Source organism: Micromonospora jinlongensis (genome assembly GCF_013410645.1).
Taxonomy (GTDB): Bacteria; Actinomycetota; Actinomycetes; order Mycobacteriales; family Micromonosporaceae; genus Micromonospora; species Micromonospora zamorensis.
The window spans coordinates 1,199,209-1,214,365 of sequence record NZ_JACCHK010000001.1 but is presented as its reverse complement, the minus strand read 5'-3'; the positions used below and the strand labels follow the sequence as shown (position 1 = coordinate 1,214,365).

The window sequence follows — 15,157 nt, the reverse complement described above, 5'->3', positions numbered from 1 at the left end:
TCAGCCTCCGATCGTCTCGGTCTCGGTGCCGCCGGCCCACTGGCTCAGCTTGAACACCACGAACTCGGCGGGCTTGACGACGGCGATGCCGATGTGGGCGATCACCATGCCGGCGTCGCGGACGTCCGGCGGGTTGGTCTCCTCGTCGCACTTGACGAAGAACGCCTCCTCGGGGCTGCGCCCGAGCAGCGCGCCGTCGCGCCACACCCGGGTGAGGAACGCCCCGATGTCACGTCGGATCGAGCGCCAGAGGGTGAAGTCGTTGGGCTCGAACACCATCCACCGGGTGCCGTTGGCGATGGCCTGTTCGATGGCGATGCTGAGTCGCCGCACGTTGAGGTAGCGCCACTCGCTGGCCTCGGCGGCGAGCGTACGGGCACCCCAGACCCGGATGCCCTCACCGGCGAAGTAACGGATCACGTTGACGCCCTTGGGGTTGAGCACGTCGTGTTCCGGTCGGGTGACCAGGTAGCCCAGGTCGACGGCGCCGCGTACGGGTTCGTTGGCCGGTGCCTTGTGCACTCCGCGCAGGGCGTCGGTGCGGGCCCAGATGCCCGCCAGGTGCCCGCTCGGCGGGGTGAGTTCCAACTCGCCGCTGATCGGGTCGCGGACCCGCAGCCAGGGGTAGTAGAAGGCCCCGAACTCGGACTGCCGCGGCCGGTAGGCCGCCCCCTCGTGCCCGCCGGAGCCGCCCGGCTGGGCGGGGCCGCCACCGGGACCGCCCGAGCCGCCGCCCGTACCCTCGGCGGGCTTGGGCGGTTTGCCCGACGACGGCGTGGCGACCCTTGTCAACGCGGAGATGTCGTCGATGTCCGGTGCCGGGTCGCAGATCGCGACCATGGTGCGGGTGCGTTCGGCCATGCTGAGCAGCGCCTCGTGTGACACCACGTCGTGGAAGCCGGGTGCCGCGATGATGGAGATCTCGTCGACGGCCTCCAGCAGTTGCAGACCGCCACGGCGTTGCCCGCTGCCGGTGATCGCGCCGCCCTCACCCACGTTGACCACCCAGCAGCGCGCGCCCCCGTTGTCCAGGAAGCCGAAGACCGCCCGGGCCAGCGGGGTGCTCTCCACCCGCTCACCGCTGGCGAAGAGCCGCAGGAACTCCGTCCAGTTGTTGACCGGCACCGCCCTGCCCAGGTGGGCGGAGCGGTCCGGTGCGATGCCGACGAACGCGGCGATGCTGGTGCTCGCCGGGCCGATCGGTCGGGCGCCGCTCGGGACCTCCTCGACATAGATGCCGGGGGAGAAGTAGCTGGGCATCGGTCCTCCTGTGCGGGTGGGCGTCAGTGGGTCGGTGGCGCGCAGACGATGACGATGTCGGCTTCGGTGGGATCGACGTCGGCGGTGAGGACGAGCCCTCGCCCGGTCAGCCGGAGCCGGACCGGAGCCGGGTGCTCGGGGTCGTGCGGGACGCCGACGATCAGGAACCGGCCGTCGGGGTCGGTACGGGTGGCGGACCCGGTGCCGGGTAGCTCGACCCGCATCGCCGCCAGTGGTTGGTCTTCGGGACCGACCACCCGGCCGGCGAGGGCGCGCACCCCGAGTTGCCGCAGGCGCAGCGGTTGCAGGACCGGCGGCGCGGCCGGGGTCGGGTGGTCCACCTGCGCGGTTACGTCGATCAGCAGCGCCGGGCGCGGTGCCGAGCCGAACGCCGTCCACAGCGGTGGGTCACCAGCCTCCAGGACGACCGGATAACTGCCGTCGCTGGTCGCGGCGGTGAGCACCCGGTCCAGCCGGGGCAACCCGGCCGGCCCGGTCACGCAGAGCAGGAAACGGACCGTGAACCGGTACGGCTCGCGGACCGCGCCGCTGGAGCGGGTCTGCCGGGCCGGGCGCAGTTCGAGGGGCCAGAGGGTGAGCCCGTCGGCGTCGCCGTCGGTGCGGGGCGGGCCGATCGGAACGGGTTGTCCCGCCGCGCTGGTCAGCCAGGCGACCAGCTCGGCGGTGGCCGTCTCGATCGGTCCGCGCCCGTCGGTGGTCATCGCGGCGGCGTCCCCTGGATCCGGTACGCGATGGCCTCGTTCCACACGTGCGGGTAGACGCCGATCTCGAAGTACCGGGTGAAGCGGTTGATCGGGGCGTTGGTGTGGTCGTGGTAGAGCAGCCACACCGGGGCGATGGTGAACAGCACGTAGTTCGCCAGCACCAGCGGGATGTAGAGCGGCCCGAGCAGGCGACCCTGGAAGATGTGCACGTCCTCGTGCCGCTGGATGCCGGAGCTGGAGCCGGCGCAGACGGTGCCGATGGTGGTGGCGTAGCGGGGCGAGACCCCCTCCACCACGCTGACCCGTCCGCTGCCCTGTGAGGTGGGCCGGTCCAGCGAGTGCCCGAAGATCAGGTGTACGGCCAGGTAGATGGCGCCGACGACCGTGTTGAGCAGGCTCCAGGTGTGGTCGACGACGAAGAGGAAGATGCCGCGCGCGTCTGGCGCGTACACCCCGGCGGAGGCCACCGCCCAGCCGAAGACCGCGCCGGCCAGCAGGCCCACGACGGCGCCCACCATCAGCCCGATCGTGCCACCGGCGAGGAAACCGAACAGGGCGCCAAGACCGACCTGGACCGCCGCGCTGATGATTCCGAAGACCATGACGTCACCCCTCAGACCCAGGAACGGAAGACTCGGGGCTCACGACCGCTCGCGACCTGGGTCGGCGTCGCTTGCCGGTTGCCGGGCGGGAACTGGTTGACGCCGAGCGCGGCGGAGAAGATGACCAGGGCGTTGAAGAACGCGATGACCCACTTCTCGCCGCCGGCGTCGTCAGCGAACGCCGCTGTCACGTAGGACAGCAGCAGCGCGATGGCGATGGCGATCCACTTGCGGAGCTTGTCGCCGCTCGGGCCGAGCAGCCCGCCGATGACGTTGGTGGCCAGCAGGGTGGCGGCGCTCGCGCCGGCGATGGTCCCCAGGGCTGCCCAGGTGAAGAGATCGTTCATGGCGATCCCCCTTTTCTGCGATGGTGCGACCGGGATGTGGTGGTGGTGAGGTTCGGCGCTCCCGGTGGGGAACACCGGGGCCGGTCGCCGTCGTCTCGGGGGCGGCCGGGGCCGGGCGTGGCCGGCTGAGCCGGCCACCAGGTGGATCAGCCGGGCCCCGGGGCGCCGACGGGCGGGCCCGGCGGCGTCGGACCGGGCGGCGTCGGACCGGACGTGGCCGGGGTCGCGGGCTGACGGCGGCGCACCAGGAGTACGCCCACCGCGGCGAGCAGCAGCAGCAGGAGCGCGCCGCCGCCGACCAGCAGCCACGGGAACCCGCCGTCGTCCCCGGCGGCGGCCGGCGAGGCGGACGATCGAGGTGGCGCCTCGGCGACGGCCCGCAGCTCGCTCGGCTTGTCCTGGTTGGAGTCGACCCGCCAGCTGACCGACCGGCCGTTGACCGTGCCATTGCTGTCGATCACGCGGCCGGGAAATGTCACCGAGATCTCGAACGACATGAGCTTGAGGAAGGCCTGCTGCTGTTGCGGATTCTGCTGCGCGACCTTTCCGCCGTATTTCTTCGGGTCGAGCGGCAATGTGAAGCGATACAGGTCGCCGTCCCGGACCAGTTTCACGCTCTCCGTGTCGAAACCTGCCAGCGGTGCCTTGCGGTAACTGATCTGGGAGCCGAAGAGCTTGTTGTCCTCGTACCCGGTCTCCTCTCCGGCGGGCAGGGCCGGAATGTTCTGCCGCAGCTCCGCGAAGGCGGCCGGGATGTTCTTGTTCCGGGCGCTCAGCACGGACTTCTCGGCGGTCAGCAGCAACTGCCCGTCGACCGTGTCGTTGGCGTTGACGGTGAGGCCCATGTTGAGCTGCATACAACTGCTCAGTGCGGCGAGAAGGACGAGACACACCGCGACGCGGAGTGCCTTACCGCGGTTGAATCTCCTGTTCATGGGCTCAGTGTGTGTGATCGCTTTCACCATCAGCAGTCAGCGATCGGTCACAAGGCAGTCGCCGATTGTACCGGCGCGCTGTCGCATTTGCTCGAGCCCGACGACAGCCCGAATGACTATTCTGGAGCTTTGGGCCCGGTCGCGCTTTTGCCACCTGCCCGGCATAGGCTGAGGGAATGGTCGTTATCGCGTGCGTGCTCCTGGTGGACCCCGACGGGCGGCTGCTGCTGCAACTGCGCGACAGCAACGCGCCGCACCACCCGGACGTCTGGGGTCTGCCCGGTGGCCACGGCGAGCCGGGGGAGACGCCGGAGCAGGCCGCCGAGCGGGAGCTGTGGGAGGAGACCGGCCTGCGCGCTGACGGGCCGCTGCGCCCGATCGCCGTGCAACCACTGCCCGAGCTGGGCCGGGTGAAGCACTACTTCCTCGGCCGCACCCGTGCCCGACAGGAGGACGTGGTGCTCGGTGAGGGCGCGGCGATGGTCTTCGTACCCGGCGACGAGGTGCTCGACGGCCGCCCCTGGACACCGGGTGCCGTCGAGGTGCTGACCCAGTTCCTCGCCTCACCCGAGTACGCCGCGATGACGGCCGGCCGGACGGCCGCGGGGCGGGTTCAACCCGCCGGAGGGCTCCAGTCCGCATAGCGGGCCATGCCGCGCAGGGCGGCTCGGCCCGGGGTGAGCCGCAACGCGGTGTCCCGTACCGCGATGGCGAGAGGGTTGCGCAGTTGCTGGCCGTAGCGGCCGGCCCGCAACGCCGCCCGGGCGATGGCCTGGCTGCGCGGGCGACGCTGCTCGTCGTACGCCGCCAGGGCGGCCGGTAGTCCATCGGCGCCGCCAGCGCAGACCGCGCCGAGCACCACCGCGTCCTCGATGGCCTGCCCGGCGCCCTGCCCGAGGTTGGGTGTCATCGCGTGGGCGGCGTCGCCGAGCAGCGCCACCCGCCCCCGCACGTACGAGGGCAGCGGCACGGCCAGGTGGTGGATGTCGTTGCGCAGCACGACGCCGGGCGGGGTCGCCGCGAGCAGCGCCGGGATGGGCGCGTGCCAGTCGCCGAAGCGCTCCCGCAGGGCCGCCAGCTCGTCGGGGGCGCGCCCGCCGGGCGGGGCGTTCACCGCGCCGTACCAGTAGATCTGGCCGTCGCCGAGCGGCACCATGCCGAACTCGGCGCCCGGACCCCAACTGATCGCGGCCGGGACCGGTTCGGGAAACGCGATGGCTGCCCGCCACGCCGTCGAGCCCGCGTACTCCGGGGCGGGGTGTCGCGGCCAGAGCTGGGCGCGGACCCGGCTGCGCAGGCCGTCGGCGCCGACCACCAGGTCGGCGGCCAGGCTCTGCGAGCCGGCGGGTCCGCGGAAGCGCACCTCGGCGCGGTCCGGGCCGGACTCCACGTGCTCCACCTCCGCGCTGGTCCGCAGCACCGAGGCGGGCAGCGCCTCGCGCAGCGTGCGGTGCAGCGTGGTCCGGTGGACGCCGAGCGCGGTGGTGCCCAGCTGCCGGATCATCTCCGCCCCGTCCACCCGGGACAGCCACCGCCCGTGCCGGTCTCGGATCCCGCCGGGCGCCTCGGCCCCACCGCGGCGCACGGCCGGGCCCAGGCCGAGGGCGTCGAGGCCGCGCAGTGCGTTGGCCATCAGGGTCAGTCCGGCGCCGACCTCGCGTGGCTCGGCGGCGCGTTCCAGCACGGTGACCCGCCATCCGTGCCGGTGCAGGGCAAGCGCGGCGCTCAATCCGCCGATTCCGGCGCCCACCACCACCGCGTGTGCGTCAGCCATGTCGATCACCTTTCTACACCTGTAGAAGAGTGATACTACCTGCGGACCACCGGAAGGGGGAGTGCCGTGACGGCCCGGACGAACCGGATCGCGTTGCTGACCGACGCGGCCATCGAACTGATCGCCGACGGGGGCATGCGAGCGCTCACCCACCGGGCTGTCGACGGCCGCGCCGGGATGCCACCCGGCACCACCTCCGCGTACCTGCGGACCCGGCAGGCGTTGATCGAGGCGGTGGTGGGACGGCTCGCCGAGCGGGACCGCGGCGACCTCGCGGCGTACGACCTGCCGACCGGGACGCCCCCGACCCCGGCCCCTCAGCTCGACGCCGACGACCTCGACGCGCTCGCCACCGGCGTCGCCGAGGTGCTCGACCGGTGGTTGAGCACCGGTCGCAGCCGGACCCTGGCCCGCTACGCCTGCCTGCTGGAGGCGGTGCACCGGCCCGAGCTGCGCGGGATCCTGCAACACGGCACCGGCCTGCGGGTGCAGGCCCGGGACCTGCTGACCCGGGCCGGGGCCGCCGACCCGGACCGGCAGGGCGACCAGTTCGTCGCGTTCGTGGACGGGTTGCTCTTCGACCGCCTGGTCGGCGCGGGCGCGCTCAGCGCCGCACAGCCCGGCACCGCGGCCAGCCGAGCCGACCTGGGCGCCGCGGTCCGTACGCTGCTGCGCGCCCTGACCGGGAGCTGACCGCCACGCCCGCGTCGCCTCCTCCGAGCAGCCCGCCGATCAGGTCCGTCGCGTGATGGGAGACGATCGCCCCGGGGTTCCGTGGGTCGGGCGGCGCGTCGCGGTGGGCCGGCCGGCGGGTGTTCGGGAAGGTTGGCGATGGTGCGGTTCAGCGGCCTGCGGACGGCCGGCGGGCGTGTGCGGCACGGCTGGCGACCGGTGGTGGAGGCAACCGTCGCGGCCACGGTGGCCTGGCTGCTCGCCACCCGGTTGCTCGGGCATCCGCAGCCCTTCTTCGCGCCGGCCGCAGCGCTGATCGTTCTCGGTCAGGCCCGGGGCCAGCGCATCCGCCGGGCCGTCGAGGTCGTCCTCGGGGTCGCCGCCGGGGTGCTCGTCGCGGACCTGGTGGTGCAGGCGCTCGGCCCCGGCAGCACCTGGACGGTCTTCACCGTCATCCTGCTCACCGTGCTCCTCGCGGTGGCCTTCGGCGCCACCGGCGTGACGCTGGTGCAGGCCGCGGTCTCCGCGCTCTACCTGGTGGTGGTCGCACCACCGGACGGCACACTGGTGCCGTTCCGCTTCGTCGACGCGCTGATCGGTGGCGCGGTCGCGCTCGCGGCCAGTCTGCTGGTCGACGCCCGGCGGCCCCTCGCGCCGCTGGTCGCCGAGGTCCGGCGAACCTTCGACGAGTTGGCCGGGCTGCTGGGCGGGATCGCCGACGCCCTGGACCACCGCGACGAGGCCGCGGCGGTAGCCGCGCTGACGCAGGCCCGGGGGATGGACGCCCGGGTCGACGGCCTGCGCGACGGAGTGCTCGCCGCCGGCGAGGCGCTGCGGCTCAACGTCCGTCGACGCCGGCACATCGGTCGGCTGAAGTCGGTCGACGAGTCGATCCGGCAGATCGACTACGTGGTACGCAACGTCCGGGTGCTGGCCCGCGCCGGCGTGACACTCAGCCGGACGCACACCCCGGCGCCACCCGAGCTGGGCACGGCACTGCGGTCGTTGGCCGAGGCGGTCCGCGAGGCCGGCGCCGCCCTCGCCGCCGACCTGACAGGGCAGGACGAGACCGCCGACCAGCACGCCACCCGGGCCGACGAGTCGGCGCTGGCCGCCGTGCACACCGCCGGGCAGCTCTTCGGCTCGACGCAGACCCTCCCACTGGCGATGATCATCGGTCAGGTCCGAGCCACGGCCATCGACCTGCTACGCGGCGTCAACCCCGACGACGACGCCGCCGTCCTCGCCCGAGTCGACGAAGCCCTCGGCCTGCCGGCTATCTGACCCGTCCCCGACCGACGCCCCGCGCCCCGCGCCCGCGCTCCGCCCCCCCGCGCCGGTCGATCATGGACTTGTGGTGCCTCGCACAAGCCGCTTATCACCCTCAATTACCCACCACAACTCCATGATCGACCGGGAAGGCCGGAGGGCGGGCGGGGGTCAGGGTTGGGGTGGGGTGGTCAGCCAGGTGGTCGCGGCAGCGCGGATCGGCGCCGGGATCTCGTGACCGCCGGGGAACTCCTCGTAGGTGACGTCGTAACCACGGCCGTGCAGATGTGGGACGAGGCGGCGGCTGCACACGTCGATGGGCAGCACCCGGTCGTCGACGCCGTGCGAGATGAAGATCCGTGGGTGACCGTGGGTGACCGGTGGCGCGGCGAAACCGGGGGAGAAGGCCAGCACCGCGTCGACCAGGTCGCCGTTGGCCAGACCCAGCGACAGCGCGTACGAGGCGCCGTCGGAGAACCCACCGAACGTCACCTCGTGCACCGGGTAGCGGTCGAAGACGGTCGCCAACAGCCCGTCGATCCGCGCCACGTCCGCGCCGAAGCCGCCAGCGATCAGGTCCCAACTGGCCGCCGACGACTGCGGCGCGACCAGCAGCAGCTGGTGCTCGTCCGCGACGGGCAGCAGCAGGTCCAGCCCCTGCCGCGCCGAGCCGCCCGCGCCGTGCAGGAGCAGCACCAACCGGTACGCCGATCCGTCGGCGGCCGACTCCGGGGCGTACGCCATCGCCAGCTGGCCACCGTCGGGGCCGGTCATCGGCACGAGCCCGGTCGGCCCCGGCACCACCGGCGGGTGGCGGCGGGCGGTCAACCGGCCGTGCCGGGGATCCTGCGGGGCCCGGTACGGCGGCGCGGAGTCGGACACGGGCCACCCCTCGCGGTCGACGAAAACGTCCGACGCGGTTACCCGGCCCGACCGGGGTTAACCGTCGCCGAGGCGCTGACCGTCGACTCAGGCGCTGGCGCGGGCCACCAGGGCGGACGGGAAGAGGGTGACCGGCGCGGACGGACGTCCGTCCAGCAGGGCGCTGGCCGCGGCGGCGGCGATCCGCCCCACCGGGTGGCTCGCCGTGGTCAGCGCCGGGGCGGTCAGCCCGGCCAGCGGGATGTCGTCGAAGCCGGCCACCGCGACGTCGCCGGGCACCTGCACACCGGCGTCCCGCAGGCCCGCCATCACCCCGAGCGCGGTGTCGTCGCTGATCGAGTAGATCGCGTCGAGGTCCGGCCACTGACGCAGCGCCACGCCGGCCGCCACCCGGCCGCGCGCCGCCGTGAAGTCTCCGGGAAGCACCCGCTCCGGCAGGCCGGCCTGGCTCATCAGCCGGCGGTACGTCTGCACGGGGCGCTGCGCGCAGGGCAGCCACCGGGGGCCGGTCACCATGGCGATCCGGCGGCGACCCGTCGCGTACAGGTGGCGCAGCACCGCCTCGGAGCCGGCGGCGTTGTCGACGTCGAACGATGGCACGCTCGCCGAGCCGACGCCGATCGAGACCACCCGGCCGCGCAGCGAGCGGGGCACCGACTCCAGCAGGTCCTCGGTGGTGTTGACCAGGATCACCCCGCACACGCTGCGATCGTCGAGCTGGTCGAGGCCTCGTGGGTCGTCGAGCGGCAACCAGTGCAGCGCCACCCCGACCCCGGAGGGCGTGCACACCCGGGCGACCGAACCGACGACCTGGTGCACGTACGGGTCCTCCAGCACCGCCGCGCTGGTCCCGAGCACAGCCACGACCATTCGTACGCCGCCGCCGCGAACCAGCGCCCGGGCTGCCGGGTTGGGGACGTAGCCGAGCTGGTCGACGGCCGCCGTGACCAGTTCCCGGGCGGCCGGCGAGGCGAACCCCGTGCCGGCGATCACCCGGGACGCCGTCGACCGGGACACCCCGGCGACCCGCGCTACGTCCTCGAGTGTGGCCGGTCGGTGTGCCGCTGCCGTCATCGTCGCCTCCCACGGCGGCCCGTGAGGTCGGACAAACGCCTGCTCACATCATGCCCCGGCCGGTCCCGGGTCGGTAAGGGGCGGTTGCCGGTTGTGGTGGTAGCGCTCTCAGGTGTGCGATCGTGCGAGGAGATCACCCCGAGGAAGAGGACCTGACCCTGTGAGCGCCCCCACCAGCCGTCCCGTAGCCCCGGACACCGCACCGCCGCCGTCACGGGCGGTGCTGCTCGCCCGCAACGGCGTGGCGGTCACCTTCACCCTCAACGGGCTGGCCGTCGGCAGTTGGTTCTCCCGGGTGCCGGCGGTCCGCGAGGCGTTGGACCTCTCCGCCGGCCGGCTCGGGTTGCTGCTGTTGGCGATGAGCGTCGGCGCGCTGCTCGCCATGCCCACCTCCGGTCTGCTCGCCCAGCGACTGGGCGCGGCCCGCACCGTGACAGTGGCCACCGTGCTGGTCGCGGTCGGCCTGACCGTGGCAGGGCTGGGTGCCACGATGGCCGGCTCGTTCGCCGTCGTCGCGCTGGGATTGGTCGCCTTCGGCTACGGCTCCGGCGCCTGCGACGTGGCGATGAACGTCGAGGGCGCGGCGGTGGAACGGCGCCTGAGGCGTACCGTCATGCCCCGCTTCCACGCGGCGTGGAGCCTCGGGTCGGTGGCCGGCGCGGCACTCGGCGCCGGGGCGGCCCGGTTCGACGTGTCGGTCGGCGCGCACCTCGTCGGGGTGGCGGTGGTCGTACTGATCGGCACCGCACTCGCGGCCCGGACGTTCCTGCCGCTGGGCGGCGATCACACCGGCGACCCCGCGGACGCCACCCCGGCTGCCCGCCGCCGGGCGCAGCTCGCCGCGTGGCGGGAGCCGCGCACCCTGCTGATCGGGCTGTTCGTGCTGGTGGCCGCGTTCACCGAGGGCGCCGCCAACGACTGGCTGGCGGTCGCGTTCGTGGACGGTCGGGACCTGAGCGAGGCCGCCGGCGCGGCGGTCTTCGGTGTCTTCGTCGTGGGCATGACCATCGGGCGCACCGCGGGCACCGTCGCGCTGGACCGATGGGGTCGGGTGCCGGTGCTCAGCGGCACCATCGGGCTCGCCGTGGTCGGTGCCAGCCTGGCCGTACTGGCCGGCTCCGGGCCGGTGGCCATCGTCGGCGTCGCGCTCTGGGGCCTCGGTGCGTCGCTGGGCTTCCCGGTCGGGATGAGCGCGGCGGCCGACGAGGAGGCGCACGCGCCGGTGCGGGTGAGCGTGGTCGCGGTGATCGGCTACACCGCGTTCCTGGGTGGGCCGCCGTTGCTGGGGCTGCTCGGCGACGAGGTCGGCACCCTGCGCGCGCTGCTGGTCGTGCCGCTGCTGCTGCTGCCGACACTGCTGTTGGTGCGGGTGCTGCGCCCGCCGCGCTGACCCGGGCGGAGGTGCCGCACCGGCTCCCTCAGTACACAAAAACTAACCCACTTCGCCGCCGAGCGGTATCGGGTGCGCGGCCGACTGCGCCGCGTCCCCGGGCTGGTTAGTGTCGCCCGATGCCAACCGACGAGATCACCGCCGCTGCGGCGGGCACCTGGACCCTGGGCGACCGCACCGTGCACCGGATGGGCTTCGGCTCCATGCGGATCACCGCGAACCCCGACCGCGACCGGGCCATCGCCCTGCTGCGCCGTGCCGTGGAGCTGGGCGTCAACCACATCGACACGGCCGCCTTCTACGTCTCACCCGGCGGCACCCTGCGGGTCGGCACCGGCCCGGCCCGCTACGCAACCGAGCTGATCCGCGCGGCGCTCGCCCCGTACCCGCAGGACCTGGTCATCGCCACCAAGGTCGGTTTCGGGTACGACCCGGAGGCGGGCTTTACCGAGGCGCTCACCCCGGCGCAGTTGCGGGCCCAGGTGGAGGAGAACCTGCGTCGGCTCGGCCGCGACCAGCTCGACGTGGTGAACCTGCGCCTCGGTCGAGGGCCCGGCGAGGTGCCGCTGGCCGAAAGGTTCGGCGCGCTCGCCGACCTGCGTGCCGCCGGGCTGATCCGACACCTCGGGCTCTCCAACGTCCGGCCCGAGCAGCTGGACGACGTTGCGGGCATCGCGCCGGTGGTCTGCGTGCAGAACAACTACGGCGTGGACGCCTACCGCGAGCAGGACGCGTGCGTCCGGGCCTGCGGTGAGCGGGGCATCGCGTACGTGCCCTTCTTCGCGTTGGCCGGCACCGGCCGGGAGAGGGGCGCGAGCGCCGCGCAGGGTGAGGCGGTCGAGGCCGTCGCCCGCGCCCACGGCGTCACCGGTCATCAGGTACGCCTCGCCTGGACCCTGCACCAGGGCCCACACGTCCTGGCCATCCCCGGCACCGCAGACCCCACCCACCTGGAGCAGAACATAGCCGCCGGAGCCCTGACCCTGACCCCCGAAGACCTAGAGAACCTGGCCTAACCCCAACCCCCAACCCCCACCCCCACCTGCCTCCGGCCGCCCGGCCTGCCCCGTTGATCATGAAGTTAGCGGCGCGACACGCCGGTGTCGATGTCGCTAACTTCATGATCAACAAGGGAAGGCGGGTGGGGAGGGGTGGGGTTAGGGGTGGAGCCAGATTTGGAGGGGGCCGGTGGGGTGGAAGCCTGCTTGTCGGGCTGGGGGTAGGTCCGGGGCTTCCTCGTAGCCGACCAGGGATGCGGTGGGCAGGGTGGCGCATACCGCCCGCCAGACGGCCTCGGGGTCGTCGGTGCGGGTGAACAGGTTGGAGACGCCGTACCGGCCGTCGCCGCCACTGAGCACCGCGCCGCCGGTGATCACACCGTTGTCGTCGTGGCGGGCGAGCACCCGTACCCGGGGGTCGGTCAGGAGCGCGGGGCGGAACAGCTCCCCACCGCCGTGTGCCGCTGCCCAGGCCGCCAACTCGTCCAGGGTGCTGACCGGGATGAGCGGTGCCTCGGCCGGCGGCTCCGCCGGAGGGCGGTGGATCCACTGGGCGCCGAAGAGCACCTGGAAGCCGTACCCGGACAGGTCGAGGTCGGCGAAGCTGTCCTTCACCGACGCGCCGGGCCCCGCGTCGATGCGCGCCAGCAGGGCCTCGGCGTCGACGCCCGGCCGCAGGGTGACCGCGTCCGGGTACCACTGTGGCGAGCGGCGCGGGACCGACCAGGCTTCGGCATCGGTACGGCCGGTCAGCCCGTGGCTGCCGCAGACGATGTCGCACCATTCGGCGTTGTTGCGGGCCGCCGCCGCCCGCACGTCCTTCAGCACGCCCGGCAGCCTAGGCGGCCCCAGGGCAGGACGTCATGGGGCGTAGACCAGGTCCATCGTGTCGGTGTGCCCGGACCAGCGCAGGTCGAGGCGCCAGCAACCGGGCTGGGGCATGTCGATGATCGACGGGCCTGGTCCGCCGGCGACCTCCCGGGTGACCCGGGTGTCGGTGCCGTCGAGCGTCGCGGTGATCACCAGGGTTGCCGGTGCCGTCGGGTCGGGCGAGGTCGTGGCGGCCCGGGCCACCCACAGGATCTTGTTGTTCGACCCGTCCTTGCGGTGCTGGCGCAGCGGATGGGCGAACAGCACCGCCACGATGTCACCCTTCGCGCCGAACACGTGCGGGACCCGGGCGTCCCCGCTGAACCCGGCGTCCGCCCAGTCTGGCAGCGACCCCGTCTCGACCCGCGCCGCGCAGCCGGTCGCGGCGCTCGCCGTGGTGGCGGTGGCGCTCGCCGTGGTGGCGGCAGAGCTCGTCGGCGCGGCTGCCCCGCCGCTGGTCGTGGTCGTGCACCCCGCCAGCAGGACCACCGATGATGCCAGCACCAATCTGCCCCAGGAACCCATCTCGCCCCTTCCGGTACGCGTCGACGGCTCGTCGCACCGTCATGACACCGGCCGTGCCCGCCAGGTTCCGCCCTAGCGCAGCGAGCGGGCGATCTCGATCGCCTCCGCCTTGCCGACGGCACCCTCCAGCCGGTAGCTCACGTCGCCCTCCTGCCAGATCAGGGTCGAGGCGGCCAGTCGGGCGGTCTCCTGGCGGACCTCGCCCGCGCGGTCCACGTACGACAGCACGTGTGGCCCGTCGACCCAGATGGCGAAGTCGCCGTTGACCTGGACCCAGTCCGCTCCCGGCGGCGTGACCTCCTTGTGGAAGGCCAGATTGAGACGACCGTCGAACGCGTCGACGCGCAGTGCGCCCCCGTCGTACAGCAACGTCGCCACCCGGCAGGCGCCCGTGGCGTCGGGGTCGGCGACCAGCACCCGCTCGGGTGGGCCCAGCTTCGCGGGTTGGCGGATCGGGAACCGCACCGCCCGTTGGGCCTCGTCCAGAGTGATGGACCGCTGACCGGGCAACGGCGACGATGTGCCGTCGGGCAACGTCCGGGCGGGTGTGGTGGCGATGCTGACACCGGCGAAGCGCAGCAGCCCCGTGACAGCGTCGGCGACGGCGGCACGGGTCGGGGGCACCACCGCCACGACCACGGCGACCAGCGCCGCCGCGGCGAGCGGACGCCACCGGCGCGCCGGCCTGTCGAGGCGTACGCGGACGCGAGCTGTCACGTCGGGCGCGTCGGGGGTCTCCAGCCAGGCGGAAAGGTCGCGCAGCTCCCGTTCGAGGTCACCCATGCCGGACCTCCTCGCGGTCGAGCAGGCCGCGAAGCTTCGCCAGCGCCCGGGACGTGCGCGACTTGACAGTGCCCCGGGGCCACCCCAGCGCCGCCACCGTCTCCTCCTCGCTGAGGTCGAGGAAGAACCGGCAGACGATCACCTCGCGGTCGCGTACCGGGAGTTGACGCAGGGCTTGCACCAGTGAGGCGCGGCGCTCCCCGGCGAGGACGGCGTCGACCGCCCCGTCCTCGGCGACCTCGGACGTCGGGTCCGCCGCCGCGGCCCGCAGGACGAGCCCGTCCCGCCGCCCGCGGGACCGGTGCAGGTTGCGGGTCTCGTTGGCGACGATCGCGAGCAGCCACGATCGGAACGACGACTCGCCCCGGTAACGGGACAGCTTGCGGTACGCCTTCACGAACGCCTCCTGGATGACGTCCTCGGAGTCCGATCCCGCGCCGAGCAGCACCGCCGTCCGGTGTGCGGACGCGGTGTGCCGGGCGACCAGGAGGTCGTACGCCTCCAGGTCACCGGCCCGGGCGCGGGTGACGAGAGCGTCGTCGTCCAGGGGGAAACCTCCGTTCGGATCACACTCATGACACCGCGTACGCCCCGGTGGTTCCACCCGTCCTTTTCGGCGCGGGTCAGCTGTCTCCCATCCGGCGTGCAGCGTATTGCCAGGATTCGGTGCTGCACTGGAGGGGCGTCGAGGAGAGGGGCTGGTCATGAGCTGGTTCAACCGCCGGTCGCGGGGTGCCGAGGCGACCCCGACGAAGCTGGACCGGGAGGCGACCCGCGAGGATCTCGCGGCGCTGGAGGAGTTCGTCGCCAGCCGGCGGGGGGTGGAGTTCTACCTGGAGCCGGAGACCACTGCGACGGACACCACAGTGGTGGCGATCGCTCACGACGGCGAGTGGATCCGTCGTCGTACCGGCACGCCGCGCGCGGCGGGGTCCATCGCCCGCAAGCACGCGGTGCCGTTGTACGAGGCGGCGCGCACCGGCTACCCCGAACGGATGCGCACCTGGAGCCGGGCGCACCCGGAACGGCACGCCCGCTGAGGCTCTCCTGC

Annotated in this window: 18 protein-coding genes; 6 read left to right on the top strand and 12 right to left on the bottom strand. The window is 73.2% G+C overall.

The features are described from left to right. From HNR22_RS05140 to HNR22_RS05120, 5 genes are all read right to left on the bottom strand, one after another. Entirely contained in the window at positions 1 to 1,260 is a 1,260-nt protein-coding gene (locus HNR22_RS05140; RefSeq protein ID WP_179779318.1) for a phage tail sheath family protein, read from the bottom strand. 23 nt (positions 1,261 to 1,283) lie between these two features. Beyond that, the gene (locus tag HNR22_RS05135; RefSeq protein ID WP_179779317.1) at positions 1,284 to 1,982 is read right to left on the bottom strand and encodes a carboxypeptidase regulatory-like domain-containing protein; all 699 of its coding nucleotides are present in this window, start codon (positions 1,980 to 1,982) and stop codon (positions 1,284 to 1,286) included. Further along, positions 1,979 to 2,587 (bottom strand): glycine zipper family protein, encoded by a 609-nt coding sequence (locus HNR22_RS05130; protein ID WP_179779316.1) that lies wholly within the window; start codon positions 2,585 to 2,587, stop codon positions 1,979 to 1,981. Before HNR22_RS05130 ends, HNR22_RS05135 begins: the two co-directional genes overlap by 4 nt. Before the next feature lie 11 nt (positions 2,588 to 2,598). Continuing rightward, positions 2,599 to 2,934: a hypothetical protein gene (locus tag HNR22_RS05125; protein ID WP_179779315.1), complete on the bottom strand. Its 336-nt coding sequence runs from the start codon at positions 2,932 to 2,934 to the stop codon at positions 2,599 to 2,601. 146 nt (positions 2,935 to 3,080) lie between these two features. Continuing rightward, a complete protein-coding gene (locus HNR22_RS05120; RefSeq protein WP_179779314.1) occupies positions 3,081 to 3,869 on the bottom strand; it encodes an LppM family (lipo)protein in 789 nt (262 codons plus the stop codon). 176 nt (positions 3,870 to 4,045) lie between these two features. Here HNR22_RS05120 and HNR22_RS05115 point away from each other — a divergent pair, with 176 nt between their 5' ends. Continuing rightward, complete coding sequence (locus HNR22_RS05115; RefSeq protein ID WP_179779313.1) at positions 4,046 to 4,513, top strand: NUDIX hydrolase; 468 nt, start codon at positions 4,046 to 4,048, stop codon at positions 4,511 to 4,513. Here the strand turns inward: HNR22_RS05115 and HNR22_RS05110 are convergent. After that, positions 4,483 to 5,643 (bottom strand): FAD-dependent oxidoreductase, encoded by a 1,161-nt coding sequence (locus HNR22_RS05110; RefSeq protein WP_179779312.1) that lies wholly within the window; start codon positions 5,641 to 5,643, stop codon positions 4,483 to 4,485. The genes HNR22_RS05115 and HNR22_RS05110 overlap by 31 nt on opposite strands. A gap of 66 nt (positions 5,644 to 5,709) precedes the next feature. On the opposite strand from HNR22_RS05110, the gene HNR22_RS05105 reads away from it, so the two are divergent. Further along, positions 5,710 to 6,336, top strand: a complete 627-nt coding sequence (locus HNR22_RS05105) for a TetR/AcrR family transcriptional regulator (RefSeq protein WP_343059688.1) — start codon at positions 5,710 to 5,712, stop codon at positions 6,334 to 6,336. 138 nt (positions 6,337 to 6,474) lie between these two features. Then, positions 6,475 to 7,599 carry an FUSC family protein gene (locus HNR22_RS05100; RefSeq protein WP_179779311.1) on the top strand — a complete coding sequence of 375 codons (1,125 nt, stop codon included), beginning with the start codon at positions 6,475 to 6,477 and terminating at the stop codon, positions 7,597 to 7,599. Between the two features lie 156 nt (positions 7,600 to 7,755). Here HNR22_RS05100 and HNR22_RS05095 read toward each other — a convergent pair whose 3' ends face one another. Continuing rightward, a complete protein-coding gene (locus HNR22_RS05095; RefSeq protein WP_179779310.1) occupies positions 7,756 to 8,466 on the bottom strand; it encodes an alpha/beta hydrolase in 711 nt (236 codons plus the stop codon). An 87-nt stretch (positions 8,467 to 8,553) separates the two neighbouring features. Beyond that, positions 8,554 to 9,540 (bottom strand): LacI family DNA-binding transcriptional regulator, encoded by a 987-nt coding sequence (locus HNR22_RS05090; protein ID WP_179779309.1) that lies wholly within the window; start codon positions 9,538 to 9,540, stop codon positions 8,554 to 8,556. Positions 9,541 to 9,700: 160 nt separating this feature from the next. Between HNR22_RS05090 and HNR22_RS05085 the strand changes: the two genes are divergently transcribed. Further along, positions 9,701 to 10,930 carry an MFS transporter gene (locus HNR22_RS05085; protein WP_179779308.1) on the top strand — a complete coding sequence of 410 codons (1,230 nt, stop codon included), beginning with the start codon at positions 9,701 to 9,703 and terminating at the stop codon, positions 10,928 to 10,930. Between the two features lie 119 nt (positions 10,931 to 11,049). Further along, positions 11,050 to 11,946 carry an aldo/keto reductase gene (locus HNR22_RS05080; protein ID WP_179779307.1) on the top strand — a complete coding sequence of 299 codons (897 nt, stop codon included), beginning with the start codon at positions 11,050 to 11,052 and terminating at the stop codon, positions 11,944 to 11,946. A gap of 141 nt (positions 11,947 to 12,087) precedes the next feature. Here the strand turns inward: HNR22_RS05080 and HNR22_RS05075 are convergent, their stop codons facing one another. The 4 genes from HNR22_RS05075 to HNR22_RS05060 all read right to left on the bottom strand — a co-directional run bounded on the left by HNR22_RS05075 (position 12,088) and on the right by HNR22_RS05060 (position 14,710). Further along, positions 12,088 to 12,756, bottom strand: a complete 669-nt coding sequence (locus HNR22_RS05075) for a hypothetical protein (RefSeq protein WP_179779306.1) — start codon at positions 12,754 to 12,756, stop codon at positions 12,088 to 12,090. 33 nt (positions 12,757 to 12,789) lie between these two features. Beyond that, entirely contained in the window at positions 12,790 to 13,302 is a 513-nt protein-coding gene (locus HNR22_RS05070; protein WP_343059687.1) for a hypothetical protein, read from the bottom strand. A gap of 93 nt (positions 13,303 to 13,395) precedes the next feature. After that, positions 13,396 to 14,106 (bottom strand): hypothetical protein, encoded by a 711-nt coding sequence (locus HNR22_RS05065; RefSeq protein WP_179779304.1) that lies wholly within the window; start codon positions 14,104 to 14,106, stop codon positions 13,396 to 13,398. Next, positions 14,099 to 14,710, bottom strand: a complete 612-nt coding sequence (locus tag HNR22_RS05060; protein WP_425488040.1) for an RNA polymerase sigma factor — start codon at positions 14,708 to 14,710, stop codon at positions 14,099 to 14,101. The genes HNR22_RS05065 and HNR22_RS05060 overlap by 8 nt, the downstream gene beginning before the upstream one ends. Before the next feature lie 100 nt (positions 14,711 to 14,810). On the opposite strand from HNR22_RS05060, the gene HNR22_RS05055 reads away from it, so the two are divergent. Next, the gene (locus HNR22_RS05055; protein WP_179779303.1) at positions 14,811 to 15,146 is read left to right on the top strand and encodes a hypothetical protein; all 336 of its coding nucleotides are present in this window, start codon (positions 14,811 to 14,813) and stop codon (positions 15,144 to 15,146) included. The last annotated feature ends 11 nt before the right edge of the window (positions 15,147 to 15,157 follow it).